Consider the following 26895-nt stretch of genomic DNA (forward strand, 5'->3'; position numbering starts at 1 on the left):
CCCGAGCCCGGCTATCGACATAAGTTAGACGCGTAATCATAGACCTATAAATCGGCTGCCACCGTGGTCTACAAAGATGCTCAGGCCACGCCCGCCGTTTTCGATGTAAGATACTGTATATCCATACAGTCATTGATGTCATGTCCGATTCTGGAGCGCTGTCTTGACCACGCGCCACATCGCGCATCTCGACATGGACGCGTTCTACGCGTCCGTCGAACTGTTGCGTTATCCCGAACTGCGCGGCCAGCCCGTTGTGATTGGCGGCGGAAGGAACGCCACGCCCGAAACCCTGCCCGACGGCAGCCGCCGTTTCGTCCGGCTGCGCGACTACGCTGGCCGTGGCGTGGTGACAACCTCGACCTATGAAGCACGAGCGTTCGGCGTGTTCTCGGCCATGGGCATGATGAAAGCCGCGCAGCTCGCGCCAGACGCCATTCTGCTCCCCACGGATTTCGATTCGTACCGGCATTATTCGCGGCTCTTCAAGGCGGCAGTCGCCACGTTCACCTCGCAAATCGAAAACCGCGGTATCGATGAAATCTATATCGACCTGACGGATCTTCCGGGCGATCCCGCCGAAACTGCGGCGCGCATCAAGCAGGCTGTGCGCGACGCAACCGCGCTGTCATGTTCGATCAGCGTTGCGCCGAACAAGCTGCTGGCGAAAATCGGCTCGGAACTGGACAAGCCTGACGGCCTTACCATCCTCACCGAAGCCGATATCCCGTTGCGGATCTGGCCGCTGGCGGTACGCAAGGTCAATGGCATCGGGCCGAAAGCGACGGAAAAGCTGGCGTCGATCGGTATAGAAACCGTCGGCGACCTGGCGCGCGCCGATCCGGAACTGCTTCAGGCCACCTTCGGGCGAAGCTATTCGGCGTGGCTCGTGGAAGTGGCGCAAGGCGTGGACGAACGGCCGGTCGTCGTCAGTTCCGAGCCCAAGTCGATGAGCCGTGAAACCACGTTCGAGCGCGACCTGCATCCGCGCCAGGATCGCAGCACGTTGTCGGCGGCGTTCACGGATTTATGCACGCGTGTAGCGGACGACCTGCGGCGTAAAGGCTACGAAGGCCGTACGGTCGGCATCAAGCTGCGCTACAACGATTTCAGCACGGTTACGCGCGACCTGACGGTGCCGGCGCCCACCGCCGACGCCACGGAGATCCGCCGCGCCGCGACCGAATGCCTGCGGCGCGTGCCGCTCGACCGGCGTTTGCGGTTGCTCGGCGTGCGCGTGACGGCGCTGGTTCCGGCGGGATCGTACATAGCCGGGTCGGTCGCCGTTCAGGGCGAATTGCCGTTCTCGGCGGATTGAGGAGGCATCGTGTATCAGAACGATCTGTTCGATCCCGCACCGCTCGATCTCATCGACGACACAGAGTGCGGGATTCGTTATCTGCCAGACGTGATTCCGGCCGCGACGGCCGAAGCGTGGTTCGAGCAAGCGCTGGACGGCGTGATCTGGAACAACCAGCGCCGCATGATGTATGAGCGCGAAGTCGATGTGCCGCGTCTGATGGCGCATTTTTCGCTCGATGCGGCCGATTTGCCGAAGCCGCTGCTGCAGGCCGCCGAGCAGGTTCGATCAACCGTGGGCGCGGCGTTCAACAGCGTCGGGCTGAATTTGTATCGCGATGGCAATGACAGCGTCGCACCGCACAACGATCACACCAAGGGTCTGGTGCCGAAAGCGCCCATCGCCATTCTTTCGCTCGGCGCCACGCGCCGCATGAGCATCCGCGCGAAATCAGGCAAAGGTCGCACGCTCAACGTGGACCTGCATGCCGGGAGCGTGCTCGTGATGAGTTACGCGTCGCAATTCACGCACAATCACGGCATTCCGAAATTGAGCGAAGTGTCAGGCCCGCGCATCAGCCTGGCATTTCGCTGTCTGACGCATCAAGCGGCGAGTTAAAACGCTTCCCAGTCGGCCGCGCCCGCCAATGCAACCGGCTTCGCTTTTTCCACGCCCGCGAGTGGCGCTTTCAGCGTGGCCAGCCGCTGGCTTGCAACGGCGCGAGTCGTCGGCGCTGTCTTCGGCGATGTCGCCACGGAATGCATCGGCTTCACCGCAAGCTTGACGTGGTCCATGCCGCCATCGTTCAACTGGAACACCGATACCGCCGCCTTCAACGCGCCCGCCTGATCTTCCAGCGATTGCGCCGCGGCCGCCGCTTCTTCCACCAGCGCCGCGTTCTGCTGCGTGACTTCGTCCATCTGCGTGACGGCGAGCGCCACCTGCTCGATCCCGCTGCTCTGCTCGTGCGAAGCCGCCGCGATCTCGCCCATGATGTCCGTCACGCGCTGCACCGCGCCGATGATCTCGGACATCGTGCGGCCGGCGTCGCCAACCAGCGTCGTGCCCGTTTGCACACGGGAAACCGAGGTATTGATCAGCTCCTTGATCTCCTTCGCCGCCGCCGACGAACGTTGCGCGAGACTGCGCACTTCCGCCGCCACGACCGCGAAACCGCGTCCCTGTTCGCCCGCGCGCGCGGCTTCCACCGCCGCATTCAGCGCCAGGATGTTCGTCTGGAACGCGATGCCTTCAATGATCGTGATGATGTCCGCGATCTTCGTGGAACTCTGGTTGATGTCGCCCATGGTATCGACGACTTGCGAGACGACCGTGCTGCCCTTGTTCGCGATTTCCGACGCGTTCGCCGCAAGCGAACTTGCCTGACGCGCGTTCTCGGCGTTCTGCTTCACCGTGCCGGTCAGCTCGTCCATGCTCGACGCCGTTTGTTGCAACGCGGACGCCTGCTCTTCGGTACGCGACGACAAATCGATATTGCCCGCCGCAATCTGCTTGGTCGCCGATGCAATCGACTCGCTGCCCGAGCGCACCGAGCGTACGGTATCGACGAGACTTGCCTGCATCTTCGCAAGGCCGTTGAGCAACTGGCCCATCTCGTCGCGCGATGTCACGACCAGCTCGCGGCGCAGATCGCCGGACGCGATGGCGTCAAACTGCGCGAGCGCTTCGTCGAGCGGACGGCCGATTGCGCGGCGCAACGACAGCCACGAGAACGCGGCGGCAAGCAATCCGATGACGATCGCCACCACGCTGGTCGTGCGGAATTCGCTGAATTTTTCCTGCGACAACTCGAAGTCGCTTTTCGCCGAATCGAACTGATACTTGCGCAGCGATTCGCCGACGGTCGCCAGCTCGTTGAACTTCACCTGCATGGCTTCCGCCGATGCAACGATCTTGTCGGCGTCGTTTGCGCGGATATTCGCGTAACCATCGTCCAGCATTTTCTGCAGCTCGAGCCGCTTCGTCTGGAATGACTGAGCCAACTCGTGCTCGCCGGGTCCTTGCGGCAACGCGGCGTAGCGCGCCCATTCCTTGTCGGCGCGATCGCGCATCAAAGCGCCGCGCCCGATCGCCGTTTCCGCAGCCGGTTTGCCGACGAGCAAGGCCGCGCGGTCGAAGCTGAGCCGCTCACGCGCCGTGAACATTTCCGCGTTGCCGGCCGCTACCGCGCTGGGCATTTCATTGGTGAAAAGGTCGCGCGTGGTCTCGTTGCCGCGGCTCATGCCCCACAACCCGAGGCCGCCGATAACCACCAGCAGCAGGCCCAGAAACGCCATGGCAATGCCGAGGCGGCCTTTGATCGTCGAAAGTATGTTCATGTCTCACTTTTCTCAACACTGTTATTCAAGCGGCGCCGCACGCCGGATTCCAGCGCGCGACCGGGGCGGGCGAATGTTCCCTGACCCGAACCCTTTAACGGCAATCTCACCTGTCACTTGAGTAAACTGTCATAGCATCTGCTTATGCAGGACCACGACGAAGCCTTTCATTTCTATTGCGGGAATGAAGACGACCGGCCGCACTTTCAAAGCTATGGAGACGCACGATGGACGTCACGATCTACCACAACCCTTTATGCGGCACGTCGCGCAACACGCTCGCGCTGATTCGCAACGCCGGGATCGAACCGAAGGTGATCGAATATTTGAAGACGCCGCCGGATCGCGCCACGCTGACCAGGCTGATTCAGGATGCAGGGCTCGGCGTGCGCGATGCGCTTCGTGAAAAGGAGGCGGTGTTCGTTCAGCTCGAACTCGCCGATGCAACCCTGACCGACGAGCAGCTGCTCGACGCCATGCTCGCGCATCCGATTCTGATCAATCGTCCGTTCGTGGTGACGCCCGAGGGCACGCGCTTGTGCCGTCCATCGGAGAAACTTCTCGAGATTTTTTCTGCCGCGCAGAAAGGCGCGTTCGCCAAGGAAGACGGCGAACGGATCATCGATGAAAAGGGCAACCGGGTCCGGTGACCAGGCTCAGGTGCGGTAGTCCGGCTGGGTATCGGCGATGAGACGCAGCGCCGCCTGCCACGCGAGTTCGGTGATGCCGTCCGAGCCTTCGGATTCGAACTGGCGCGCAGTGAGTTCACGCACGCGTTCAGGCGGAAATCGCAGTTGCGCGCCGCCCGCCATGGCCTGAACCTGCGCCTGACACGCGCGCTCGAGGAAATAGATTTCGTGAAATGCGTGCGCGGCCGTCGCGCCGCCAGCGAGCAAACCGTGATTGCGCAGGATCATCGCCTTGTGGGAACCCAGGTCGGCGACCAGACGTTCGCGTTCGCCCAGATCCAGCGCGATGCCCTCGTAATCGTGATATCCGAGCTTGCCGTAGAACTTCAGCGCGTGCTGGCTGATCGGCAAAAGGCCCTGTTCCTGCGCGGACACCGCCGTGCCCGCCGCCGTATGCGTGTGCACGACGAACGCCAGATCGTGACGCGCCATATGCACGGCAGAGTGGATGGTGAAGCCCGCCGCGTTGACCCGGAAAAGCTCGGGCATGTCGCGGGCGCGGTCATCGATCACGTTGCCTTGATAATCGATCTTCACCAGGTCCGATGCCCGCATCTCGTGGAACAGCACGCCATACCGGTTGATCAGAAACGCGGGTTTTTCGTCCGCCGAACCCGGCAAACGCGCGGTGATGTGCGTGTCGATCATGTCGGTCATGCGGAAATGCGCCGCCAGCCGATACAGCGCCGCCAGGTCCTCGCGGACTTTTTGCTCGGTATCCATCGTGGGCTCCTCTGTTTTGTAACGTCCGACGGGAAGCTTAACGCCTGATCACGCCCGGCAGCACGCACAGCATTTCATACAGCAGGTTGGCGCCGAGCAAGGACGTGTTGCCAGTCGTATCGTAGGGCGGCGAAACTTCCACGAGATCACATCCGATCAGATCCAGCCCGTGACATCCGCGGATGATTTCCATGCCCTGGATGGTCGTCAAGCCGCCGATTTCCGGCGTGCCCGTTCCCGGCGCCCAGGCGGGATCGATACCGTCGATATCAAAGCTCAGATACACCGGTCCGCCTTCCACCTTGCGCCGCACCTCGGCCATAAGCGGGTCCATCGATTTGTGCCAGCACTCTTCCGCCTGGACAACGCGAAAACCCTGCCGGCGGCTCCAGTTGAAATCGTCGGCCGTGTAGCCCTGCGCGCGCAATCCGATCTGCACCACGCGCTCGCAATCGAGCAGCCCTTCCTCCACCGCGCGGCGAAACGTCGTGCCGTGCGCGATCTTCTCGCCGAACATGTGGTCGTTGACGTCGGCGTGTGCATCGACATGAACGAGCCCGATCTTGCCGTACTTCTTGTGAAGCGCACGCAGGATGGGCAGCGTGATGGTGTGGTCGCCGCCAAGCGTCAGCGGTTTGACGCCGTGTTTCAGGATGCTGTCGTAGTGCTCCTCGATGATCCGTACCGCGTCGAGCAGATTGAACGTATTGATGGCGACGTCGCCAATATCCGCCACCGACAGCGAATCGAAGGGCGCCGCGCCCGTCGCCATGTTGTACGGCCGGATCATCACGGATTCAGCGCGGATTCCACGCGGCCCGAAGCGCGTGCCCGGGCGCAACGACGTGCCTATATCGAGCGGAACGCCTATGAACGCGGCGTCGAGCCCTTCCGCCGATTGCAGATGCGGCAAGCGCAACATTGTCGCGATACCGCCGAAGCGCGGCATTTCGTTACCGCCCAGCGGCTGGTGAAAGATCTTTTCCATGGCGCGTCCTCGCATTGATTCGTTTTGATTCATTGAACCGGCATGTGTCCGATTTTTAACCGGCGCGGCAAGCGGACAAATTACTGGTGCAAAATAATTAGTTCAGGTATTTCTGAACTATCGGCGCGTTGGCCTTTGTTTATCTGGAGTTCTTGTCTTGGCTACAGTCTTGCCGGAAGCGCGCCTGCTGCGCATTCGCAAAACTCCATAAGCTCGCTGATCCTGTGGCGCATCGACCCGTTCACCATCTGAATCCGTCACTGGGACTTGCAAAGAATCGCCGTCGTGACAGGCGTTATTTCATGCACGATCGCGCTGCTTCCCGACTGATGCACGCGATCCTTGACGTCGTCGGTAGGTCCTGTCACCACCACGCCGTAAGCCGAATCCGCGATCGGCGTGCCCTTTCCCTGCGCGAAAATAGGATCGTCCTTCTGATAGCCCAGCACCACGAACACCTTGTAGTCGTACGCCGTGAGCTTGACGCCATGAGCCGGCCGGAACGCGTTCACGGAGTTCGCTTCCACGCGCATCGGCTTGTTCTGGATTTCGCCGCTTGCCAGAAGCGCGCTGATGAATGTATGCCCCGATGATTTGCAATCGAGCTGTTCCTCGATCGCCTCGGCGCGCGCGAGCACTGGCGACAGCAGGAAAAATACGGTCGCATATCCCGCCGCCGTCCTTAGAGACTTGGTGACACGCATCATTGGCCCCCGATGTTCGATATTAAATTGTCCTGCGGCAATTTCCTTCCCGTCACAAAATCCGACTGTACGCGCATGGCCGTTTTATTGCCCAACCGATACGTGGCCGGGCGCTCACACCTCGGGTTCATCGCAGGAACGCGTGATTTCGAAAGCACGCTAACGTTTGCATCTTTTAACTTGCCGCAAGAATGAACCCGGAGCGCTTCCGGCGATCCGAAATCAAAACGCGCCGGCATGTGGGCGAAGCCTTTTATCGGTTCAAGAGTTTTGCAAAGAGGCACCCGCTTGCGCCTACAATACCCCCCTCTCAGTCTGTCTAAACCAGGCGCTTTAACCGGTAAGCAGCAGCATGGTCACTGAAACCTCATCCTCCGACTCCCTCGCCGTCGCCCAGCGCGTGCGCGACCTGATGAACCGCCACGGCATTGGCAAGCGGCAGCAGACCGCCGAGCTATGCCGCATTCTCGACCTGAGTTTTTCCCAGGGGCATCGCAAGTTACGTGGCAACAGTCCCTGGACGCTCGCGCAGATCCGCCGCGTGGCCGAAGCGTTCGACGAACCCGCGCTCCAACTTTTCGATGCCAAGAACGCCGACGTCGATGACACCGCGGGCACGGCGCATGACGCCGTTCTCAAGCTCGGCGCCGCCGAAATCGCTTGCGTTGCCTGGATAGGCGACGCGCTCGAACCTGGCAGCCGGCCGGATTTCATCGCGCAGAACATGAACGGCCGGTGGCTCGTGACCACGCATGAAGGCGTGTTGCTGCAAGCCGCGCACGACGTGCACAAGATCGAGATCCAGCCGCGCCGCACCGACATGGACAAGCCGCTGATCGCGGTAGTCGACGACGACCAGACGTCCGCCGATAACCTCCACGATTACCTGGAGCGCAGCGGTTTTGCGGCGGTGGCGCTGTATGGCCTGGAAGGTTTTGCGGAAGCACTGCAGACGCAGGTCTTCGATGCAGTGGTTATCGACTGGTTGTTCGGCGCGCATACCTCGGCCGAAGCGATCCGCGCCGTGCGCAACTCGGACAATCCGGATGCGCCCGTGTTCGTGCTGACGGGCGAGCTGACGACCGGCAAGGCCAGCGAATCGGAAATCAGCGACATCATCCAGCGCTATAACGTGACGTGTTTTGAGAAACCCGCGCGCATGGCGATTCTCGTCGCGGATCTTTCCAAGCGGTTGTTAAGGGCTTAGGGCACCTAGTGGATCTCAGTGAATCCGGCGCGTTGCCGATAACGCCCGCGCCAGCGCACTTTTCAGCACCTCGTAGCGCACCGGCTTGAGCAAATAATCGAAGAATAGAATGGCCGCGCTTGGATCGACGAGATCCGGCGCATAAGCGCTCACCGCTATCACGGGCAAACTTGCGCCCGACGCCCGCCGCGCCCGGTATTCATTCACGAACGAATATCCGTCCTTCCCCGGCATATGCAGATCCGCCAGGATCACGTCGGCCTGGTTCGTCTCCAGCCACGCGAGCGCGCTGTCCACGTCGCCCATTGCGACGCTCGTGTAACCCAGGTGAGCGAGCATTTCCGACAGCGACTCACGAATGGAATTGTGGTCGTCGATCACGAGCACGCGCGCTTTTTTCAACGGCGGCAGATCGGCCGGCGCGCGTTCGCGTTCGGGCACATGCGCCACGGGCGTGGCCGGCAAGCTCACGCGAAATGCCGCGCCTTCCCCAAGATCGCTCGATACATTCACCACGCCGCCCAGCAGCTCGACCAGTCCGCGGACCACGGCGAGGCCCATGCCGGCGCCATCGAACCGACGGGTGGTCGATGAATCCAGTTGCGTGAATTCCTTGAAGATCAGCGGCAGTTGTTCGCGCGGAATGCCGGGGCCTGTGTCCACCACCGAGATGTCGAGGCGTTCCAGCGTGCGTTCGAACCGGACATCGATGGAACCTGCATCCGTGTATTTGATCGCGTTCGTCACCAGGTTGGTCACGATCTGCCGCAACCGATGCTGATCCGATTCGATCAACCCCGCCTCGCCCGCGAACTTGCCGCGCAGCACTAGACCTTTTGCGCTTGCGGCGGGCGTGTTTGCATCGACAATGGAATCGAGCAGTTCCAAAGGATCGAACACGGTCAGGCGCAATTCGAGCTTGCCCGCGCCAAGCCGCGCGAAATCCGTGAGGTCGCGCATCTGCGCTTCGAGATGACGCGCGCCGGTTTCCAGCCGCTGGATGATCTTGCGATCGCTTTCGCTATGCAAGTTCAGCTCGAGCAATTCCACCGATGAAACGATTGCGTGCAGCGGCGTGCGCAATTCATGGCTGATCATGCCGAGAAACGCGTCCTTCGCCTGCGACGCCTCGCGCGCGGCGCGCGTTGCCTGATGCTGCGCCTCGAGCGCTGCGCGCTGCTGATGGATCAGCCGCGACCGCCTGTACCCATTGAGTAGCAACATGGCCGTGGCGACCATGGAAAGCAGTGCGAGGAGCATGCCGCCCGCGAACAGATAACGGCGCTTGGACACAAAATCACGCACGATGTAGTCGCGTTCTGCAATGTCCACCACGCGCCGCCCGTTCGCCAGTTCGTTCACCGCATCCTGGTTCTGCCGCAATACGCCGATAATTCTCAACGTGCGCGAACGGTCGGTGCTCAACGCATCGATATCCGGTTCGATGGAATCGAGCGCGGCATCGAGTTGCCTGAGAATTTCCTGCTGCCGGCTGCGCAGCGCTTCGCGATCGGCGAGCATTGCCGTGGAAGCAGTGACAATGGCGAGCTTCGATTCGAGGATCTCGTAGCGCAGCTGGATTTCACTGACGTTGGCATCAATACCGCTGCGGTACAGCAGGATCTGGTTTCCGAAGCGCCCATAGGCAATCTGGAATTGCGCGCCGTCCCAGTAGAAACCGTCGTACGGCATGCCGAGTTCCTGGTTGCTCTGGTTCGCGAGCAAGGCGGAATACAGCAGATACCCCACGCCTGCGAGCGGCGGCGCAATGGCTGCCGCGAGCAGCAACGCAACCTTCAGACGACGAAGCTGCGCACCGATCATTTAAGGACCAGCGCCTTGATCTGCCATACGAATTTCGCGTCCGCCACGGAGCCGGTCAATTCTTGCGGGTAGGCATCGCGCGGATAGATCAGGAACAGCGGACCAAAGTTGCTGACCTTCAAACGCGTACCGTTCATGCTGTACGCGAGGATCGCACCGTAATGCTCGGCTTCGGAAACCGGCACGGTGTAGGCGTAGTCATCGAGCGTGCGCAGCTCCACCATATCGGCGTGCGCGCCCACGAGCCGCAGGACATCGGAGAGCAGCGGACCCGTGAACGCCGACTTGGGCGTCCATGTGGTCGATGTCGTGATGGTGTGCTGCGGCAACTTCATCAACTCGGCTTCGCTGATGCGATACACCGTGCGGTCGGGGTCGTTCGTGCGGCCGATCTTGCCTTCTACATCGAGCGTCATCGGCGCTGCAACCGCCAAGAGCGGCGCGCAGGCGAGCGTTAACAAGAGCACTACGCAACGGATCAAGTCGAAGCTTTTCATCGCGTCAATGTTGTTCGTCGAAGGCGCGAGCCGCACGTTCGGAAGCCACGATAATCAGCTTCATGGTCGCCCGCGTTGCGCCGACAAAAAACTTGCGCGCGACTTGTTCGTCGAAGGCGTCGAAGTCGACTTCGGTGAAGATCACGCACGGCGCCGATTGCCCCTTGAATCGATAAATGGATTCGAGCAGCACGTCGCCCTCGCGATATTCCGGATTCCCGAACAAATCATAAGACCCGGTGAAACTGCGCAGCCGATGCGGCCCGAGATGCTCGACCGACGTCAGCACGGAACCCTCGCGCCCGCGAAACGACAGCACCGCAATATCCTGCTTCCGGTAACCGAGCGCAAGCGCTTGCGTGATCGCGCGTTTGGTCGCCTCGATCACTTCATCGGGGTGACCGTTTTCATACGTGGACAAGCTCACTTCGGAACCATCGAACGGACTGCCTGCGTCGAGCCGAACTTCGCGTCCCACGATCCGGCGGATGTACGCAAGCAAATCACGCGGGCTGCGATAGTTCGTGGTCTCGCGCAACGTGGTCCATCCCGGCAGCGGCACGGGATCGCGGAAATAAAGGTTTTGCATGGGGTCTTCGAGCCACCACCACGCGCCCTCCGGTTTGAGCAGCCGCGCGAGCGCATCGACCCAGACCGCATGGAAATCCTGGCCTTCGTCGACGATCAACACGTCGAACTTCCAGTGCTCGGCAATATCGATTTTTGCGAAGCGGTCTTCCAACGTGCTGAACACGTTCGGCTGGCTGAAGTCAGGCGGCGTGCCGGCGTCGCGTGTGATCGCGGCGCTCAACTGATGGTAGTTGGCAATGCGCGCTTCAGACGGCGCCACCAGCCGGATATGATCCGCGAGCGGCCGGTTGAAGCAGACGTAGAGCACGCTGCGTCCCTTCGCCACCGCGTCGCGCATGACCTGTACAGCAAGTTGCGTCTTGCCCGAACCGGCCGTGCCGATCACGCGCAACCTGAACGGCTCGAACTCGAGGCGTCGCGCCCAGGTTGCAAGACCGCCAGAAAGCCGCGTGACGAGCATGTCTGCCTGGCCGACGAGCGCGTTGGTGTCGGGCGTGAGCGCGAGTTCATCGGAGAGAAAATGGTGAATCCGCGCGGATGCTTCGAAGCGCGGTTCATCCGGCGGAAGGATTTCCAGCACGACCGACGGCAGCCTGGATTTACGGCTCGCATCGACAATCCGCGATTCGGGAACACCCGCAATAGAGGCATCCTTGACCGTGTAGTCCGGGCAATAAAGCAGCTCTTCAATGCGATACGTGCCGGCGCCGAACGCCGCCGTGAATCGGCGATGCAGGTTTTCGAGCGTATGCGCCAGCTGAATGGCGACGTTGCGCTCCTTTTGCATGTAGACCTTCATCAGGCCGGCCGGCGTCTCACGCAGAAACCCGGCCTTTTGTTCGATCACGAGCACCCGGCCCGAAGGCGCGACCACGACGAAATCCGCTTCCCCGAAAACGGAAAAGCCTTCGTTGATGCGCGTCCAGTGCACGCCGTGATACACGGTGTAGTCGTCGGGAAGCTTCGAGAGCAGTGCGAGCGTATCGAGCTCGCGTGCGGCCGCGCCGGTTGCTTCCAGGTTTTTCCAGTCGTCGGGGACGATTCGAGCCATGCTTCGCCTTCGCGCTAAATACGGGATTCGGGGCTTGGTTCAGCGTGTTCGCCGCGCGCCTTCGGCATGCCGCAACATCGCCCGGATCAAGCCGGATTCGGGAAATCTGCGGCCATTGTACGCAAGCCGCGCGAGTCCCCGGCCCGTTTCCCGGATCAGTCCGCAAAGTCGTATTTGCCGCCGCGTTCGAGTGCTCGCTGATAAGCGGGACGCGCATGAATCCGCTGCAGAAATGCCGATATGCGCGGCAGGGATTTGGCGCCTGCGCGCTGGCTGGCGGCTTCGAGCGGAAAGCTCATTTGAACGTCGGCGGCGCTGAAGGTATCGCCTGCAAACCACTCAGACTTCGACAACTCGTTTTCCACATAACCGAAGTGCAGCTTCAATTGCGGATCGATAAAACTTTCCTGCATGGTCTGCGATATCCGGCGCGCGATCGGCTTCACAAAAAACGGCATGGGCGCGCTGCCGATGCGCAACGCTACGAGCTTGAGCAACAGCGGCGGCATGGCCGAACCCTCGGCGTAGTGCATCCAGTAATCGTAACGCAGCCGCTCGGGCGAAATGCCGTGCGGCGGCGCGAAGCGGCCCTCGCCATAACGCTCGTTCAGATACGCCAGGATTGCGCCGGATTCGGCAAGCGTGCGCCCTTCGTCGGTGATGACCGGTGACTTGCCTAGCGGATGCACCGCGCGCAGTTCGGGTGGCGCGAGCATGGTATTTGGATCGCGTTGATAACGCTTGATGTCGTATTCGACGCCCAATTCTTCCAGCATCCAGAGCACGCGTTGTGAGCGGGAATTATTGAGGTGGTGAACTATGAGCATGGAGGCTTTGCGATAAGGGTTGAGGTCCGGGCGCGAACGCGCAAAGAATACAACACCGGCGCCCGCGCGGGACATTGGCAAAACCGAGTCGATCCTCGGTTTGTTTACGCTGCATTGCGCACCAGGCGCGTTTTATGCGTGGGCGATGTTCCGGCTTACATGTCAATTCCAACAACCACGCGCGCACGCACGCAAAGGACATTTCATGACCCTGGTGATTTATCTCGTCGGCTGGCTGATCTTGATCGGTGGCGTTTCGTGGGCGCTCGTCGCCATGCACGTGACGCAGCACACCATCCTGATCGTCGATGTGATCCTGCTCGGAATCGCGGTCATCACGGGTGCCACCCGGGCACGCAATCGCGACCGGTCTTAGGCGAATCGCGGCGGCTGGCCAAGGCTTGCCGCCGCTCGAATAGCCCTACGACAAAACCCGCGCGCTCAGCGACTGCTGGATCAACGTGACCAATGCATCCGGATGTGCGGGCTTGGTCATGAAGTGCTGGAACCCTTCGCCGATACTTCGCAATCGGTACTCGTCGCCGTCGTGGCCTGTGAGCGCAATTGCAATCGATGGCGTCAAGTTGCCTCGAATTTCATGGTCGCGCAAACGTTGGATCAGGTAGAAGCCGTCCATCATCGGCAAGTCGATATCGCAGATCACTGCATCTGGCAGAACGCGAATGGCGGTTTCCGCGCCCTCTTCGGCGTCGGCTACGGCAACCACATCCGCGCCTTCTTCCTCCAACAACATACGCAGTGATTCCCTGCTTTCCAGATCGTCTTCAACCAGCACGATCCGGGCATGTCCCAGTCTCGCTACATCATTCATCATTATCTTTTCGTACAGCTCAAACAGGATTTCGGTGCCGATGTCGCTGCTGCGTCTTCTCACTCTTTGCTAACACTTACCAATTGCAGCACTACGGCGCGAGATCCATGCGGCACCGTGTTATAAGCCGAGCACGCCGGTGTCGAACGTTGCACGGTTCAAATTTTTCAACGGGCGCAGTATGCCTCATCGATTTCGAACAACCATTTAGCAAAAAACAGACCGACCGCAGAAAGTGCATGAGCAACGGCGGTGGGAGCCTTTCTACACAAGGCTTTGCCATGTCTTACCTTTTGTTGAAATGAAACATCACGACAATAAGCACGCTGGTAAGCGGGTAACTTTCGGTGCACCAAATTGCATCGAAAGATCAGATTTATTGGCTTGATCGTGCAACGCTGGCGTTCTTTATGACGGGATTATGCGAGCGCAGCAACGCACGGTATTCGGTCGGCGTAAGGCCAACGGTCGCCTTGAATTGCCGCGTGAACGCGCTGTGATCCGTGTAGCCGCACAGCGCCGCCACGTCCGTCACCTTGTCGTGCGTGACGAGAAGCGCTGTGGCTGCATCGAGCCGCGTCTTGAGCAACACTTGCCGCGGCGTCAGATGAAACACCTTGTGGAAATAGCGCTCGAGTTGCGCAATGGACATGTTCGCCATGGACGCGAGATGCGGCATGTTCAGCGGCTGCACGAAATTGCACTGGATATGCTGGACCACGGCGGCCAGCCTGCTATATGCAGGATGCGTGCTTTCATCGGCTTGCAGGTCGCGCGAAATTCCTGCAAGACCCACCACGTTGCCGTGTGCATCGTGAAGCGGCTGTTTCGACGTCATGCACCAGCCGGGCTGGCGTGCCGGATAAAGATGCAGTTCCAGCTGGTCGATCATCGCGTTGCCTTGCGCAATGACCGAGCGGTCCTGTGCCGTATAAATGCGCCCGAAACGTTGCGGGAAAACTTCTTCCGCGGTCTTGCCCAACAACCCTGATTTTTCTTTCAGACCGCAACGTGAAGCAAGCGCGCGGTTCACCAGCGCGTAGCGCGCCTCTTCGTCTTTGACAAAGAACACGATGTCAGGCATTGCATCGAAGACCGGCTCAAGCAGCCTGAAATGCTCGAGCATGGTGTCGAGCGTGGAGGCGCCCGCAGCCGAATGCAGCGCGGCATGCAGGCCGGCCCGGTTGATCGCTTGCTCATGCGCGCGTGGCGCCGGACGGTCCGTCGTAGTGATCATTCGCGTCTCGCTGGCGTCGTCGATGTCCGCGATTTGCGCCGGGTTTTCAACTCAACCCAAGGCGCATTGCGTTGCGCCCGATTATAGAGGCGACACGCGTGCGCCAAAATTGGTAATGACCGCAAGCCGCGTCAAGCCGCCCGGATGCCTTTGGCGAACGGATCGGTATCGTCGAAACAAAGGCGACCTTCCGCCATGATGTGCGCGCGGCCCGTAATGACCGGAATTACCGCCGTTTTCTCATCCGTGTTTGCACGCTGATAGCACGCGTCGAACACGCTGCCAATAATGCTTTCCTGGCGCCATATTTCGCCCTCGGCAAGCTCGCGGTCGGCGGAAAGACACGCGACTTTCGCGCTCGTGCCCGTCCCGCACGGAGAGCGATCGTACGCGCTGCCCGGACATAGAACGAAGTTGCGGCTGTCGATGCCCTCGCGCGGCGAATCTGCGAACAATTCGATGTGATCGATGACCGCGCCATGTGCGCCGGTGATGTTCTGCGCGTGCAGCGCAATGCGCACGGCATCCGCAAATGCCGTCAAGCGCGGGATGTTGTTTGCATCGAGTTCCTGGCCATGATTTCCTGCGAGGAAAAACCAGTTGCCGCCCCAGGCGACGTCGCCCGTAAGCGATCCGTGATTGGGGACATCGACGGTGACCGCGTGCCGGTGTCTGTATGCAGGAACGTTGCGTACGCTCACGCTGCCATCTTCGTTGAGCGTTGCTTCGACAATGCCTGCCGGCGTCTGGATCTTGTACGATCCTGCCCCGATCTTCCCAAGATAAGCAAGCGATACCACGAGGCCTATCGTCCCGTGACCGCACATGCCGAGGTAGCCGACATTATTGAAAAAGATGACGGCGGCTACGCATTCGGGATCATCCGGCTCGCATAACAACGCGCCCACGATGACGTCGGAACCGCGCGGTTCCGTGACGACACCTGCGCGCCAGTCGTCATGATATTCGCGAAGATAGTTGAGGCGCTCGGTCAGCGTGCCAGCGCCGAGATCCGGCCCTCCGGACATGACGAGGCGCGTAGGTTCGCCGCCGGTATGCGAGTCGATGAAGTTCACGGTTTTCATGCTGTCATCGTAGGAATTGGGGCGCGTTGCGTCTTGGTCGCGCTAGGCGTGTTCAATGCCGATTTCAGCATAATCTTTGCGGCTGGCTGGGTGCGTCTGAGCGCGGCCCAAGGGCAATTATTCAGCAAACAGACAGCGAAATCCCTATGCTGAAATCGGCACCCGGCCTGCGTGCCAGATGCAAGACCATCGGTTTTTCAAGGCTTAGACTCTATCCAATTCACTATTGTCAGGAGCGCTGCCGTGGCACATATCTGGGAAGGCGTCATGCCCGCCGTCACAACGAAGTTCAATGCCGATTTCAGCATAGACCGCGAGTGGACGAAGAAGAATATCGAAGCGCAAATCAGCGCGGGAGTCGACGGCATCATCGTGTGTGGATCGCTTGGCGAAGCATCCACGCTGTCCCTCGAAGAGAAGCTGGACGTGCTGGATATCGCCGTCGATGCAGCGCGGGATCGTGTGCCAGTGCTCTTGACCATCGCTGAAAACAGCACACTCGACGGCTGCCGTCAGGCCGAACTCGGCGTGAAACACGGCGCCGCGGGTTATATGGTTTTGCCCGGCTTGCGCTACGTATCCGATCGCCGCGAGACGCTGAATCATTACCGAGTGATCGCCAGCGCCAGCCCGTTGCCGATCATGGTCTACAACAACCCGCTTGCTTACGGCGTGGACGTGACGCCCGACATGTTCGCCGAACTCGCCGACGAAAAGAAGTTCGTCGCGATCAAGGAATCAGCTGGCGACGTGCGCCGGTTTACCGATCTCATCAACGCCGTCGGCGATCGATACGCCCTTTTTTGCGGCGTCGATAACCTTGCAATGGAGGCCGTTTTGATGGGCGCGCATGGCTGGGTCGCGGGGCTCGTGTGCGCGTTCCCGGCTGAAACGGTAGCCATTTTCAAGCTGTTGAAGGCCGGGCGCCTGGAAGAAGCGCGCACGATCTACCGCTGGTTTGCACCCATGCTCGCGCTCGATGTCTCCACGAAACTCGTGCAGAACATCAAGCTTGCAGAAGCGATAGTCGGTCTAGGCACCGAACCGGTTCGTCCGCCACGCCTGCCGCTTGCAGGCGACGAGCGGCGCGAAGTCGAGGCGCTGATCCGCCATTCGATCGAAACACGTCCGGCCTTGCCGGCTTATTAAATACTAAGGCGCCGGAGCAATTCCGGCGCGTCGCTTTGTATCGGCGGCACCGTCCGCACCTCGAGGCGGCTTCATTTCGAAGCCCGCCCACGCCTTGACTCCCCATTGCCACGCCTCTAGAGAATCAACAAACAGCGCAAAGTTATCGGGTTCGTTATATTCTCCCGGATATCACGATAAAGCATTGCAAGGAGTTCCCGATGTCCGGGCAACAGGAAAGTTCGCATCGCGTTGCAACATCAATTTCAGTCGCCCATAGTTTGTCGGGGGCAATCACGCCGCTCAACACCGCGCGCGATCCCGATCACACGGCCGCAATCCGCGACGTGGTCGATGCGTTCCGGAACCTCCACGCAAGCGTCGCCCGTTTTGTTTTGATGCTCGAAGATGTACTGGGCGACGCCCGTTCGCTAGAAGCGACATCCGGGCAAACACTCGGTGAGCTTTTATCGTCGCTCTACGATCACGCGCGCGCTTTGGGCTTTGTGCGCATCGACGATTTGCGCTTCGCCATCGAGACAGCGCGTTCGGCGGAACAGCAACGTGATCTGGTTTTCCAGGTCACGCCGGGAAGCGGAACCGAGGGTCTGCAGCGCGTTGCGCGTGGCTTCCAGAAGCTGGATGCGACCTTCGTCGGCCTTTGCGTCGAGCATGTGCTGGAGCAGCATTATCGCGATCGCGCCAACGCCAACGCCAACGCCAACGCCAACGCCGACGCATCGGTCTAGCAACAAAGCCGGCACGGCCGTTCGCGTTCGGATATGCCTCGTTATATTCGATGGTATATTTCGCTTGTCCGATGCCAGACATTCTTTGTGCCGTCTTTTGTCCGGCTGCCTGAAACCCAGATCGAATCGAGGTGAATGTGCAATCCGCTCCACCTTTCCGTTTAGCCCCGGCGGGCCGTGCCCGCAAGACGTCAGGCGAATCTGCCGGAGACGCGGGCGCTTACAAGGGTTTATCGGCCGATGCATGCTGCACGCCCTCTAATGCAGAGCTTCGGAGCGTGAACCGGCGCGCGCGGCTGGCCGACCTGGATTCGCATCTGCATTGCTCGATCATTGGAACGTGCCTGAGCACGAACGAACTCAGAAAGCTCGTCCCCAAGTTCACCGATCTCGACAAGCAGCACGCCAGCGACCTCGAGATTCATCACGCGGCGGTGGAGCTTGCCATAGAAGGCGGGCCGGCAGCGAAGGCCCTGCAGAAGGCACTCGATGCCCGCTACTCAGGCGCGGTGCGTCGGTTCGAAACAGCCAAAACGTCTGAAGCCTTGTTAGTGTTATGGAAAGAGGCGCTCAAAAGTGGCGACATTCCGCCGGCTTACTGGGCGCTGATGACGCATCCGCAAGCCGTCATGAGCGTGCGGCAGACTGCGTTCGGCGACTTGCACATGCTGTCTCATCTGGTCGGTGCCGCAAACCGGGCGGACATTCGCCGGCTGGTTGCGCTAGAGGAAGAAAACGCAGCGCTGAAAGACAAGACAGAGCGTCAGCAAAGCAAGCTGCATGAGGTCAGTACCGAGCGCGATGCAACCGTACGACGCTTAACCGAACAACTCGCCGCGATGTCGGCGAAGGCGCTACGTGCGCCGGATGTATCGGAGGGAAGCCTTGAAGCCGAAGTTCAGACGCTTCGTGAAGCAATGGTTGCGCGCGATGAACGGCTGGCGATCCACACCAGCCGGCGTGAAGCTGCGGAACAACGCGCAATCAACGAGCAAAATTACGCACGCGCGCTAAGCGCGCGCCTTGACGACACAATCGCTACGCTCAACATCGTGCAGGCCGAATGTGGCGCACTGGAACAAGCGATGCTCGCCCAAGGCGAAGAGGCAGGATCGCGCCGTGCGGACCTCGAAAATCTCACGGGCAAGCGTGTGGTTTATGTCGGCGGCCGGCCGGGATCAAACGCGGCGTTGAGGCAACTGGTTGAATCGGCGGGCGGCGATTTTGTCGTGCACGATGGCGGCATAGAAGACCGCAAAGGTATGTTCGCGGCCGCGTTGCCGCGCGCGGATATCGTTGTGTTTCCGGTGGATTGCATCGACCATGATTCCATGAATTTGCTCAAGCGCGTCTGCGATCGTCATCAGGTCGACTATCATCCGGTGAGGACGGCAAGCGTGGCAAGCTTCATGGAATTGATGGCGCGGCTTGGCCGAACTGCGTCTCAACCGCCGGCCTCGCGCTTTTGCCTGAAGCATGGCTAAGGCGAGCACAGCCGAAGCGAAACCAAACCTCAGCGTTTAATCATGCGAGTCAACGCGGAAATCTGCGGCGAGCAACTTCTTGCCGCCTCCTCTTCAATCTCGCGATAAAGCCGCACGATCTTTTCACCGACCGGCGTCAGTACACATCCACCGCCCGACGATCCCCCGGTTTCCGACGATGTCGCCGGCGACTTGAGCGTGCCGTTCAATTCATCGATAAGCAACCACGCGCGCCGGTACGACATGCCCAGGCTGCGCGCTGCAGCGGAGATGGAGCCATGCTCATGGACGGCTTCGAGCAAGTCGATTTTGCCCGGCCCAATAGCAACCGCGTCCGCCTGCCGGATGCGCATGCGAAAACGCACCTCGGGATGATTCGACGCGGGCGTGGTTGGGTTTTTCGTGGATTTGGCCATGCGCGAAAGCATACACGAGCACAGCCCGGCAAGGCATTTACGGACCGCTAGACGGACAGTTCGCCGCGCTATGACCTCGCGCCAAAACAAAAATCAAAATCTTCGCAGCCGGGACATCCGGGCGCGGGGCGCGGCGTAAGTCCTGTCGACCACGCAAGTTCTCGCGCGAGGAATTTCTTCCATCGGGTTCCGTCGGTATTGCGTTTTACGAGCGCCGGGAAATAGCGGTCGAGCATGGCCGTGACATCGTCACGTCCGCCAAGTCCAAGATCACGCCATAAATGATCGGTACGCAAGCAAGCATGCGCGATGATCGTAGCGAGGCACTGCGCGTTTGTTATATCAGCGGAAACGGCAACATGACTTAGCAGAAAATCGCTAAGCGATTGAATGAATGCCGCATGTTCTTCGGAACAAATTAAAACGCTTGCGGCAGGCGCCGCCAAGCCGCCGAAATGCCGCTCGTAAAGCCATGCAGTTTGCTTGCAAGACAAGCCCAGCAGATGCGTTTCATTGTGCGCAGAAAGCAGCGTTGCAAACAAAATCGTATCAGGAGAATGCGGATTCGCCGATGCCGCAATCATGTCGGCGCGCGCTCTGCGGAATGAGCCGGGGCGTGTCATTGATGAGCGTGGAGCATGAGTTGAGCCACTCGGGCAACTAGTATGACACGCCACGGACATCGTCAAGCCATTGTGTCAGGAACCCTACAAAATCAAAAATCACGTTTACCAAACGCTGACCGATCGCTATATTCCCGTCGATATTTCGCAAGCGAAATGCACCTGCAATAAAAGCCTGATCGCTGCACACCTAAGCAGCATCGACCTAATACAAATCCAGGAAAAGACGATGAAAAATAAGATCGTGGCGGCAGCCGCACTCAGCACGTTCGGAGTGGCCGCACATGCACAAAGCAGCGTAACGTTGTATGGCGTGATCGACGCCGGCGTGAGCTACGTCAGCAATGCCGCAACGGCAACGGGACACGACCATTTGATCCGCTTCGGCGACGGCGTTGCTCAAGGAAGCCGCTGGGGCCTGCGCGGTGCGGAAGATCTGGGTGGCGGACTGCAAGCCATCTTCACGTTGGAAAGCGGCTTCAGTTCCGGCGACGGCACGCTTGGTCAGGGCGGTGCATTGTTCGGCCGTCAGGCATATGTGGGCATTGCGAAGAAAGGTCTTGGCTCGGTCACGCTGGGCCGCCAGTACTCGTTCTCGACCGACTACCTCGGCAGTAATTATTCGATGGGCGGCCAGACGGCTGCCGGCAACTACGCCTATCACATCAACGACCTGGACCAGCTCACGTCAAGCCGTATCAACAACTCCGTCAAGTTCAGCAGCGCCGGTTTTTCAGGCCTGACCTTCGGCGCGTTGTACGGCTTCTCGAACCAGGCAGGATCGTTCGCCGGATCGCCGACGACCACGGCCGGCACGACGACAACGCAAGGTTCGTCGAGCACGGTCAGCGCGGGTGTGAACTATGCGCAAGGACCGTTCGGCATTGGCGCGGCGTACACGAATATCCGCTTCCCGAACGGCGCAACCCCCGCGTTCAGCGTGAGCATCGCCAACGTGAATACGGGCGGCTTGCGTGACCTCGAAACCTTCGGCGTTGGCGCGCGCTACATGATTGGCGGCGGCACGGTCTGGGGCCTCTGGACGCACACCAAGTTCGAGCCGATCACAGGCGCGGAATCGAAGCTGAACAACTATGAACTAGGCGGAAAGTACGCGTTCACGCCAGCCTTGAGCGCGGGCTTGGGTTATACGTTCTCGAAACTCGATGACCACTTCGAAGGCAAGTGGCATCAGGTCAACAGCGTGCTCGACTATGCGTTCTCGAAGCGCACCGATGTCTACGGAATCGTGGCGTATCAAAAGGCCTCGGGCAGCAATACGGTCAATGGCCGCAACGTTCCGGTTCAGGCAGAAATTGGATCGAGCTCGAGTTTCCTCGGCAACTCGGGTACAGGCGCGAACAATCAGGTTGCGGTTCGCATCGGCTTGCGTCACAAGTTCTGATTGCTGCCTTGAAGGCGAGCGCTGCAGCTGGCGCTCGCCCGGAAAGGCTTGACGTGTCCTAGACCGTCAATACCTGGGCCACGATTCGCGCAAGCCGTTTCACATGACGCGGCGCAGGAAGAATGTCCGCTCCGGAAAACAATATTGGCGCACCCTCTTCGCTCGTGATGGTACGGCCGCCACATTCATAAGCCACGATCACGTGCTCTCCCACCGGCGTATTGAACAGTTCGTGCCACGAGAAAATCACTGCATAGCCATCTTGCGCTATTGCAATAAAAACTGTCCGCTTGAACTGACCTGCCGGTTCGGGCCGCAATCCGGCTCTAAGAATCAGATCCTTCAGTAACACGCCGCGATACGTATCCACGCTTCGAATAAAGCGATTGGTCGTGTAGCAGCGAAGATCGAAGGGATCGGAGACAACGGTGGGTTGCTCCCTGAATTCAGCGAGGTCGACCGTCAAAGGGCGCAGGAAATCACCTTCCAGCGAAATGACTGTCTTGGCGTCCTCGGCCACGAGTGCCTGAGCGTTGGCATCACTCATTTTGTGTCCTCCAGGGACCGGTTGCAGACAACGGGTACGTCATTATATCCACGCGAATATTACGACGTTGAAAAGCGGCGCTGACATACGCATGGATCATGTTGACCATATAGCTTTTCGCATATGCGGCTCGTTGCCCGGAATGGCCCAGGACTTAAGCGTTATATTAAAGGCCCTTGTTGCGACGAGAACTTCAATGGCTTTTCCGAATATGACCGTGGGTTTGAACGCGCGTTCGACCGCGCGTTTGTCCGAATCTTTGCGTATTGTCTTTTGCGCGTGGTCGGCGTCAGCGGCTCTTCTTCTTGCAGGGTGCGGATCCGCGCAAGTCGCGAGCGTTCCTCAGCGCGTAGCGCTCGACGCCCGCCCGAACAGCATCGCTATTGCGCAAACCGATAACCGTATCTACATCACCGACGATAAAACCAACAGCGTGCTTACATCGAAGGATGGCAAGACGTTTGTGCTGTTTGCAACCATCCCGCCAGTCGCCGGGCAACCGAATGCGCTAAGTCAGGTGACGATCGCAACCGATGGCACCTTGTTGATCGAACGGTTCGGATTCGGGACATCCGGCGCCGTGATCCAGGTCGGCGCGGATAAAAGTGTATCGATGTTTTCCGGCGTAGATCCCGCGCGGCGCCGGCTAGGACTTGCCGTTATCGGCCCGGGGAAATTGCTTTCAACGTGGTTCGTCAAGGAGGGCAACGCGCCCGCAACGGGCGGCATAAGCCTCATCACGTACGACGAAACCACGCACGCCGCATCCGAACACAACGTATTGTCCGGCCTAGCGAAACCTGTGGGTGTTGCGGTGCTAGGCGACGTGGTATCGATTTCGGATCAGGCTAACAACATGATTCTAAGAACCAGCCTTGCCGGCTTGCTCGATCACTCTCGTGCAGGCGGCCTAAAAACGCAGGTGGTGAAGATCAATGGTCCGGATCTTTTGGCAATCGATAAAACCGGCACGCTCTACACAAAGTGCAATGTGACCGCGGTATGCCGGATCTCATCCGACAATACCGTGACTGAACTTGCAAACGATTTCGACGATGCACGCGGCGTGGCGATCGACTCGAATCATCATTCGCTTTACGTGGTGGATCGCGCAAAAGGAGCAAGCGGCGTCAGCAGCTTAAGGATCGTTCCCTTGAACCAGGCTGTCGCCCCTGATTAGAATCGGCTTAGTCATCCACGCCGATAATCACGCTCGACGCCTTGAAGATCGCTGTGGCGACCTTGCCGGTTTCCAGCGCCAGACGTTGAGCGCTTTCGTTCGTGACAATGGCTGCAATTTGCGCGCCGCCCGCCACGGTAATGACCACTTCCGTATTCACCGCGCCCGGCGTCACGGCCGAGATCGTGCCCGAAAAGCTGTTTCTGGCCGATGTCTGGCTGTTCGCCGCATCGACCATGACGATGACCGACGACGCCTTGACCAACGCGAACGCAGCCTTGCCCGCAGCCAAGCCTAGCGACGTCGCGCTGCCATGCGTGATCACCGAGACAATCTCGAGTCCGTCCTTGGCGCGCAGCAGGATCTCGTCGTTCACCGCGCCATGTTTGACATTCACTACTTCGCCGACAAATTGATTTCGGGCGCTCGTACGCATATTCATCTCCGGTTGCGGCGTCCTTGGCTAAGCCCTTGAGGCCGTAATCCAAGTACGCACGTTGTGCTGTGATTTGCCGCTTTGCAGGCAAGCCGTAAGTTTACCTGTGCAATGAGGCCAACGCGAGTCAGTTTGCCACGTAAAAACGCGCTTGCAACGTGATGATCGGGTTAGCGGACTTTGTATGTCTCAGCGTAATATATCGCCCTTTATTACGCGCTTTATTAGCCGCTTTATTAGCCAATTTATTACGCGCCCTAAGCCTCTCAATCAGAATCGAACAACGTGGAGAACAAGATGATCCGTAAGATGATGGTGTCTGTTGCAGTGCTGGCCAGCGCGATGCTCGCGCACACTGCAGTAGCCGACGACAACGTCGTCAACGTCCTGTATGCAGGGTCGCTCGTCAATCTGATGGAGCGCAGCGTAGGTCCTGCGTTCGAGAAGGAAACCGGTCTTCATTTCCAGGGCTATGCGGCGGGATCGAACAAGATTGCCAACGAGATCAAGGGCAAGCTGCGTCGCGGCGATGTCTTCATCAGCGCAAGCCCGAAGGTCAACACGGGCTTGATGGGCGCCGCCAATGGCGATCACGTCGCGTGGTACGTGACCTTCGCGGAATCGCCGCTGATGATCGGCTATAACCCGCGCAGCAAGTTTGCCGGCGAGTTCAAGAGCAAGCGCTGGGACCAGGTGCTGCAGGAACAGGGCATCAAGATTGGCCGCACCGATCCCAAGCTGGATCCGAAAGGCGCGTTCACGGTCGAGATGGTGACGAAGGCGGCCGATCTTTATCACCAGCCGGATCTCGTCGAAAAGACGCTTGGCGCTGCTGAAAATCCCGATCAGGTCTTGCCTGAGGAAACGCTCGTCGGCCGCCTGCAATCGGGACAACTCGATGCAGGCTTCTTCTACTCCACCGAAACATCGGACCTGAAGATTCCGTCCATTCGTCCCGCGCCTGAATTGCAGGCGAAGGCGAGCTACACGCTGACCATCCTGGGCGATGCGCCGAACGCTGCGGGCGCGACGCGCTTCGTCAATTTTCTGCTGAGCGCGAAGGGCCGCGAACTGCTGAAGGAACATGGCGTGGACGTGATCAAGCCCGCTATCACGGGTAACGCGCAGGCCATGCCGCCGTCGCTCCAGGCTGTTATCGACGCTACTCGATGAAACGTGTCGCGGCACGACCGGCGCGACCGTTAACGTGGCTCGCAGCGCTGCTCGCGGTCTATCTGTGCGCGCCGTTTCTCGCCAGCATTCCGCAGATCGGCGCGGCCGACTGGCATGGTGTGGACTGGGCATCGATGTTGTCGGCTGTGGCGGTATCGGCGGGAAGCGCGAGCGTTGCGGCACTCGTCATCCTGATAGGCGGCGTGCCGCTCGGATATCTGCTCGCTCGATCCACTTCGCGCAGGGCGGCGTTGCTGGGGTTTATCGTGCAATTGCCGCTTGCGTTGCCGCCGCTGACCAGCGGCGTATTGCTGTTGTTCCTGCTCGGGCCATATAGCTGGGTCGGGCAATTGACCGGCGGTGTGCTGACCGACTCGTTTGCAGGAATCGTATTGGCCGAAACATTCGTGGCCGCGCCTTTCTTGATCATCGCGGCACGCTCCGCATTTGCAGCCGTCGATCCCATGTTCGAGGACGTGGCCGCAACGCTCGGTCACGGCGCAAGCAGCCGCTTTTTTCGCGTCACGTTGCCGGTTGCGTGGCCGGCGATCAGCGCCGGCCTGGCGCTTGCGTGGCTGCGCGCGTTCGGCGAATTCGGCGCGACCGTGATGGTCGCGTATCACCCGTATTCGCTGCCGGTCTACACCTACGTGGTCTTCGGCGGACAGGGTTTGCCCGCCATGATGCCGCTGCTGCTGCCAACGCTCGCGATCGCCATTGTGTGCGCGGCGCTGTCCATCTACAGCCGCAATGGCCGCGCTGTGTCGAGCGTGGCGCTCGCGAACGCGGATGACGCGAATGACATTCCTCAAACGCATGCCGCAATCGATACCGACGACCGCCGATTGAGCATCGCGTTGAAGAAGCAATTGGGCGGCTTCGATCTCGACATTGAGTGGTCACCACAGACAAGACGTCTTGCGATCATCGGAACATCGGGTTCAGGAAAGTCGATGACCCTGCGTCTCATAGCCGGGCTCGAAACTGGACGGACCGCGACGGTATCGCTCGGTGACGCTTCACTCGCCGGCCTTTCGCCCGAGGCGCGCAAGATTGGTTACATGCCGCAAGACTACGGTCTTTTTCCGCACATGACGGTCGCGCAGCAACTTGCGTTTCCGTTGAGCGCGGACGCCGCGAGCGCACGGCAATGGGTCGATCAATTGGGACTTTCAACCTTGCTCGGGCGCTTGCCGCACGAGTTGTCGTTTGGTCAGCGCCAGCGCGTGGCGCTTGCCCGCGCGCTCACGCAACACAGCCAGCTTCTGCTCTTCGACGAACCCTTCGCCGCCCTCGATACCCCGCGCCGCCGACGTCTTCAGCAATCGCTGCGGGAGTTGCAACGGGAGATATCGGCGGTAACGGTGATCGTCACGCACGATCCCGATGAAGCCGCCCTCCTCGCCGATGAAGTCCTCTTGATCGAGCAAGGCCGCGTGCTTCAGGCGGGTCCGGTCAGCGAGGTGTTCGAACGTCCCACAACGCTGCGCGCGGCCGAATTGCTGGGCTTGCATAACGTTGGGCAAGGGAAAGTTGCCGAGCCGGGCGTGCTCGAACTGGGCGGATGGTTACGGTTGAATATTGCGCCGGAAATTCCAGCGGGAAACGAGGTGATGTGGCGCGTTCCGGCATCGGCGATAACGCAGGAGCGAGACGGTACGTTCGAGGGCTTTGTGGAACGGATCGAGCTGCGTCGCGGCGAGCGTCATGCAAGGCTGAAAATCCACGGAGTCGCGTTCGACATTCCTACCGATGACCCGCAAATGAGACCGGAAACGTTGCATCGTTTTTCCATCGATACCAACCGGTTAACCGTTTGGTCCATTTAAGAAAAAAGCCGTCAACTTGACGGCTTTTTCA

Annotated in this window: 26 protein-coding genes and 1 pseudogene; 12 read left to right on the forward strand and 15 right to left on the reverse strand. The window is 59.8% G+C overall.

What is annotated here, in order from left to right; translation table 11 throughout:
• The first annotated feature begins 163 nt into the window (after positions 1-163).
• Together dinB and ASG35_RS09820 are read left to right on the forward strand one after the other, a co-directional pair.
• Positions 164-1318, forward strand: coding sequence for a DNA polymerase IV (gene dinB / locus ASG35_RS09815; RefSeq protein WP_268761114.1), 1155 nt, complete (start codon positions 164-166; stop codon positions 1316-1318).
• A gap of 6 nt (positions 1319-1324) precedes the next feature.
• Positions 1325-1918, forward strand: coding sequence for an alpha-ketoglutarate-dependent dioxygenase AlkB family protein (locus ASG35_RS09820; RefSeq protein ID WP_056356039.1), 594 nt, complete (start codon positions 1325-1327; stop codon positions 1916-1918).
• Here ASG35_RS09820 and ASG35_RS09825 read toward each other — a convergent pair.
• Complete coding sequence (locus ASG35_RS09825; RefSeq protein WP_082508306.1) at positions 1915-3639, reverse strand: methyl-accepting chemotaxis protein; 1725 nt, start codon at positions 3637-3639, stop codon at positions 1915-1917. The two genes, ASG35_RS09820 and ASG35_RS09825, sit on opposite strands and share 4 nt — an antisense overlap.
• Positions 3640-3866: 227 nt before the next feature.
• On the opposite strand from ASG35_RS09825, the gene arsC reads away from it, so the two are divergent.
• Positions 3867-4289, forward strand: coding sequence for an arsenate reductase (glutaredoxin) (gene arsC / locus ASG35_RS09830; RefSeq protein WP_056356041.1), 423 nt, complete (start codon positions 3867-3869; stop codon positions 4287-4289).
• A 6-nt stretch (positions 4290-4295) separates the two neighbouring features.
• Here arsC and ASG35_RS09835 read toward each other — a convergent pair.
• From ASG35_RS09835 to ASG35_RS09845, 3 genes and pseudogenes are all read right to left on the reverse strand, one after another.
• A pseudogene (locus ASG35_RS09835) lies at positions 4296-5066 on the reverse strand (class II aldolase/adducin family protein); the annotation flags it as partial.
• Between the two features lie 22 nt (positions 5067-5088).
• Entirely contained in the window at positions 5089-6039 is a 951-nt protein-coding gene (gene speB / locus ASG35_RS09840; protein WP_056356045.1) for an agmatinase, read from the reverse strand.
• A gap of 257 nt (positions 6040-6296) precedes the next feature.
• Positions 6297-6746 (reverse strand): hypothetical protein, encoded by a 450-nt coding sequence (locus ASG35_RS09845; protein ID WP_235527501.1) that lies wholly within the window; start codon positions 6744-6746, stop codon positions 6297-6299.
• Positions 6747-7095: 349 nt separating this feature from the next.
• Here ASG35_RS09845 and ASG35_RS09855 point away from each other — a divergent pair, with 349 nt between their 5' ends.
• Positions 7096-7950: a helix-turn-helix domain-containing protein gene (locus ASG35_RS09855; protein WP_056356049.1), complete on the forward strand. Its 855-nt coding sequence runs from the start codon at positions 7096-7098 to the stop codon at positions 7948-7950.
• A 15-nt stretch (positions 7951-7965) separates the two neighbouring features.
• Here ASG35_RS09855 and ASG35_RS09860 read toward each other — a convergent pair whose 3' ends face one another.
• The 4 genes from ASG35_RS09860 to ASG35_RS09875 all read right to left on the reverse strand — a co-directional run bounded on the left by ASG35_RS09860 (position 7966) and on the right by ASG35_RS09875 (position 12740).
• The gene (locus ASG35_RS09860) at positions 7966-9774 is read right to left on the reverse strand and encodes an ATP-binding response regulator (protein WP_056356051.1); all 1809 of its coding nucleotides are present in this window, start codon (positions 9772-9774) and stop codon (positions 7966-7968) included.
• On the reverse strand, positions 9771-10271 hold the full coding sequence (locus tag ASG35_RS09865; protein WP_056356095.1) for a molybdopterin-dependent oxidoreductase: 501 nt from the start codon (positions 10269-10271) through the stop codon (positions 9771-9773). The genes ASG35_RS09860 and ASG35_RS09865 overlap by 4 nt, the downstream gene beginning before the upstream one ends.
• Before the next feature lie 4 nt (positions 10272-10275).
• A complete protein-coding gene (locus ASG35_RS09870) occupies positions 10276-11913 on the reverse strand; it encodes an ATP-binding domain-containing protein (protein WP_056356053.1) in 1638 nt (545 codons plus the stop codon).
• Positions 11914-12068: 155 nt separating this feature from the next.
• Complete coding sequence (locus ASG35_RS09875) at positions 12069-12740, reverse strand: glutathione S-transferase family protein (protein WP_056356055.1); 672 nt, start codon at positions 12738-12740, stop codon at positions 12069-12071.
• Positions 12741-12945: 205 nt separating this feature from the next.
• On the opposite strand from ASG35_RS09875, the gene ASG35_RS31900 reads away from it, so the two are divergent.
• Positions 12946-13116, forward strand: coding sequence for a hypothetical protein (locus tag ASG35_RS31900; RefSeq protein WP_162916082.1), 171 nt, complete (start codon positions 12946-12948; stop codon positions 13114-13116).
• 45 nt (positions 13117-13161) lie between these two features.
• Here the strand turns inward: ASG35_RS31900 and ASG35_RS09885 are convergent, their stop codons facing one another.
• From ASG35_RS09885 to ASG35_RS09895, 3 genes are all read right to left on the reverse strand, one after another.
• The gene (locus ASG35_RS09885) at positions 13162-13572 is read right to left on the reverse strand and encodes a response regulator (RefSeq protein WP_056356096.1); all 411 of its coding nucleotides are present in this window, start codon (positions 13570-13572) and stop codon (positions 13162-13164) included.
• Positions 13573-13948: 376 nt separating this feature from the next.
• The gene (locus tag ASG35_RS09890) at positions 13949-14698 is read right to left on the reverse strand and encodes an AraC family transcriptional regulator (RefSeq protein ID WP_056356098.1); all 750 of its coding nucleotides are present in this window, start codon (positions 14696-14698) and stop codon (positions 13949-13951) included.
• Between the two features lie 242 nt (positions 14699-14940).
• The gene (locus ASG35_RS09895) at positions 14941-15894 is read right to left on the reverse strand and encodes a 4-hydroxyproline epimerase (protein ID WP_056356059.1); all 954 of its coding nucleotides are present in this window, start codon (positions 15892-15894) and stop codon (positions 14941-14943) included.
• 243 nt (positions 15895-16137) lie between these two features.
• On the opposite strand from ASG35_RS09895, the gene ASG35_RS09900 reads away from it, so the two are divergent.
• The 3 genes from ASG35_RS09900 to ASG35_RS09910 all read left to right on the forward strand — a co-directional run bounded on the left by ASG35_RS09900 (position 16138) and on the right by ASG35_RS09910 (position 19255).
• Complete coding sequence (locus ASG35_RS09900; RefSeq protein WP_056356061.1) at positions 16138-17043, forward strand: dihydrodipicolinate synthase family protein; 906 nt, start codon at positions 16138-16140, stop codon at positions 17041-17043.
• Between the two features lie 200 nt (positions 17044-17243).
• A complete protein-coding gene (locus ASG35_RS09905) occupies positions 17244-17771 on the forward strand; it encodes a hypothetical protein (protein ID WP_056356063.1) in 528 nt (175 codons plus the stop codon).
• A 137-nt stretch (positions 17772-17908) separates the two neighbouring features.
• Complete coding sequence (locus ASG35_RS09910) at positions 17909-19255, forward strand: DUF2325 domain-containing protein (RefSeq protein WP_056356099.1); 1347 nt, start codon at positions 17909-17911, stop codon at positions 19253-19255.
• 29 nt (positions 19256-19284) lie between these two features.
• Here ASG35_RS09910 and ASG35_RS09915 read toward each other — a convergent pair whose 3' ends face one another.
• Positions 19285-19671, reverse strand: a complete 387-nt coding sequence (locus tag ASG35_RS09915) for a winged helix-turn-helix domain-containing protein (protein WP_235527502.1) — start codon at positions 19669-19671, stop codon at positions 19285-19287.
• 68 nt (positions 19672-19739) lie between these two features.
• Entirely contained in the window at positions 19740-20354 is a 615-nt protein-coding gene (locus ASG35_RS09920; protein ID WP_327019642.1) for a nitrogen fixation protein NifQ, read from the reverse strand.
• A gap of 169 nt (positions 20355-20523) precedes the next feature.
• Here ASG35_RS09920 and ASG35_RS09925 point away from each other — a divergent pair, with 169 nt between their 5' ends.
• Positions 20524-21699, forward strand: coding sequence for a porin (locus ASG35_RS09925; RefSeq protein WP_056356101.1), 1176 nt, complete (start codon positions 20524-20526; stop codon positions 21697-21699).
• Between the two features lie 58 nt (positions 21700-21757).
• Here the strand turns inward: ASG35_RS09925 and ASG35_RS09930 are convergent, their stop codons facing one another.
• A complete protein-coding gene (locus ASG35_RS09930) occupies positions 21758-22246 on the reverse strand; it encodes a molybdopterin-dependent oxidoreductase (RefSeq protein WP_056356068.1) in 489 nt (162 codons plus the stop codon).
• Between the two features lie 196 nt (positions 22247-22442).
• Here ASG35_RS09930 and ASG35_RS09935 point away from each other — a divergent pair, with 196 nt between their 5' ends.
• Entirely contained in the window at positions 22443-23426 is a 984-nt protein-coding gene (locus ASG35_RS09935) for a hypothetical protein (RefSeq protein WP_156393074.1), read from the forward strand.
• Between the two features lie 7 nt (positions 23427-23433).
• On the opposite strand, the gene ASG35_RS09940 is transcribed toward ASG35_RS09935, so the two are convergent.
• A complete protein-coding gene (locus ASG35_RS09940; RefSeq protein WP_056356106.1) occupies positions 23434-23862 on the reverse strand; it encodes a TOBE domain-containing protein in 429 nt (142 codons plus the stop codon).
• Between the two features lie 297 nt (positions 23863-24159).
• Between ASG35_RS09940 and ASG35_RS09945 the strand changes: the two genes are divergently transcribed.
• Together ASG35_RS09945 and ASG35_RS09950 are read left to right on the forward strand one after the other, a co-directional pair.
• Entirely contained in the window at positions 24160-25035 is an 876-nt protein-coding gene (locus ASG35_RS09945; protein ID WP_056356070.1) for an extracellular solute-binding protein, read from the forward strand.
• A complete protein-coding gene (locus ASG35_RS09950) occupies positions 25032-26864 on the forward strand; it encodes an ATP-binding cassette domain-containing protein (RefSeq protein WP_056356072.1) in 1833 nt (610 codons plus the stop codon). The genes ASG35_RS09945 and ASG35_RS09950 overlap by 4 nt, the downstream gene beginning before the upstream one ends.
• Positions 26865-26895: the final 31 nt, after the last annotated feature.

The sequence above is a fragment of the Burkholderia sp. Leaf177 genome (genome assembly GCF_001424345.1).
GTDB lineage: Bacteria > Pseudomonadota > Gammaproteobacteria > Burkholderiales > Burkholderiaceae > Caballeronia.

What these genes read in the sequence shown, in the direction of transcription:
- arsC (WP_056356041.1), top strand. Translation starts at nt 3,867, where the DNA reads ATGGACGTCACGATCTACCACAACCCTTTATGCGGCACGTCGCGCAAC.
- ASG35_RS09925 (WP_056356101.1), top strand. Translation starts at nt 20,524, where the DNA reads ATGAAAAATAAGATCGTGGCGGCAGCCGCACTCAGCACGTTCGGAGTG.
- ASG35_RS31900 (WP_162916082.1), top strand. Translation starts at nt 12,946, where the DNA reads ATGACCCTGGTGATTTATCTCGTCGGCTGGCTGATCTTGATCGGTGGC.
- ASG35_RS09895 (WP_056356059.1), bottom strand. Translation starts at nt 15,894, where the DNA reads ATGAAAACCGTGAACTTCATCGACTCGCATACCGGCGGCGAACCTACG.
- ASG35_RS09870 (WP_056356053.1), bottom strand. Translation starts at nt 11,913, where the DNA reads ATGGCTCGAATCGTCCCCGACGACTGGAAAAACCTGGAAGCAACCGGC.
- ASG35_RS09825 (WP_082508306.1), bottom strand. Translation starts at nt 3,639, where the DNA reads ATGAACATACTTTCGACGATCAAAGGCCGCCTCGGCATTGCCATGGCG.
- ASG35_RS09875 (WP_056356055.1), bottom strand. Translation starts at nt 12,740, where the DNA reads ATGCTCATAGTTCACCACCTCAATAATTCCCGCTCACAACGCGTGCTC.
- ASG35_RS09945 (WP_056356070.1), top strand. Translation starts at nt 24,160, where the DNA reads ATGATCCGTAAGATGATGGTGTCTGTTGCAGTGCTGGCCAGCGCGATG.
- ASG35_RS09845 (WP_235527501.1), bottom strand. Translation starts at nt 6,746, where the DNA reads ATGATGCGTGTCACCAAGTCTCTAAGGACGGCGGCGGGATATGCGACC.
- ASG35_RS09885 (WP_056356096.1), bottom strand. Translation starts at nt 13,572, where the DNA reads ATGAATGATGTAGCGAGACTGGGACATGCCCGGATCGTGCTGGTTGAA.
- ASG35_RS09915 (WP_235527502.1), bottom strand. Translation starts at nt 19,671, where the DNA reads ATGGCCAAATCCACGAAAAACCCAACCACGCCCGCGTCGAATCATCCC.
- speB (WP_056356045.1), bottom strand. Translation starts at nt 6,039, where the DNA reads ATGGAAAAGATCTTTCACCAGCCGCTGGGCGGTAACGAAATGCCGCGC.
- ASG35_RS09905 (WP_056356063.1), top strand. Translation starts at nt 17,244, where the DNA reads ATGTCCGGGCAACAGGAAAGTTCGCATCGCGTTGCAACATCAATTTCA.
- ASG35_RS09930 (WP_056356068.1), bottom strand. Translation starts at nt 22,246, where the DNA reads ATGAGTGATGCCAACGCTCAGGCACTCGTGGCCGAGGACGCCAAGACA.
- ASG35_RS09860 (WP_056356051.1), bottom strand. Translation starts at nt 9,774, where the DNA reads ATGATCGGTGCGCAGCTTCGTCGTCTGAAGGTTGCGTTGCTGCTCGCG.
- ASG35_RS09920 (WP_327019642.1), bottom strand. Translation starts at nt 20,354, where the DNA reads ATGTCCGTGGCGTGTCATACTAGTTGCCCGAGTGGCTCAACTCATGCT.
- ASG35_RS09865 (WP_056356095.1), bottom strand. Translation starts at nt 10,271, where the DNA reads ATGAAAAGCTTCGACTTGATCCGTTGCGTAGTGCTCTTGTTAACGCTC.
- ASG35_RS09855 (WP_056356049.1), top strand. Translation starts at nt 7,096, where the DNA reads ATGGTCACTGAAACCTCATCCTCCGACTCCCTCGCCGTCGCCCAGCGC.
- ASG35_RS09940 (WP_056356106.1), bottom strand. Translation starts at nt 23,862, where the DNA reads ATGCGTACGAGCGCCCGAAATCAATTTGTCGGCGAAGTAGTGAATGTC.
- ASG35_RS09935 (WP_156393074.1), top strand. Translation starts at nt 22,443, where the DNA reads ATGGCTTTTCCGAATATGACCGTGGGTTTGAACGCGCGTTCGACCGCG.
- ASG35_RS09890 (WP_056356098.1), bottom strand. Translation starts at nt 14,698, where the DNA reads ATGCTCGAGCATTTCAGGCTGCTTGAGCCGGTCTTCGATGCAATGCCT.
- ASG35_RS09950 (WP_056356072.1), top strand. Translation starts at nt 25,032, where the DNA reads ATGAAACGTGTCGCGGCACGACCGGCGCGACCGTTAACGTGGCTCGCA.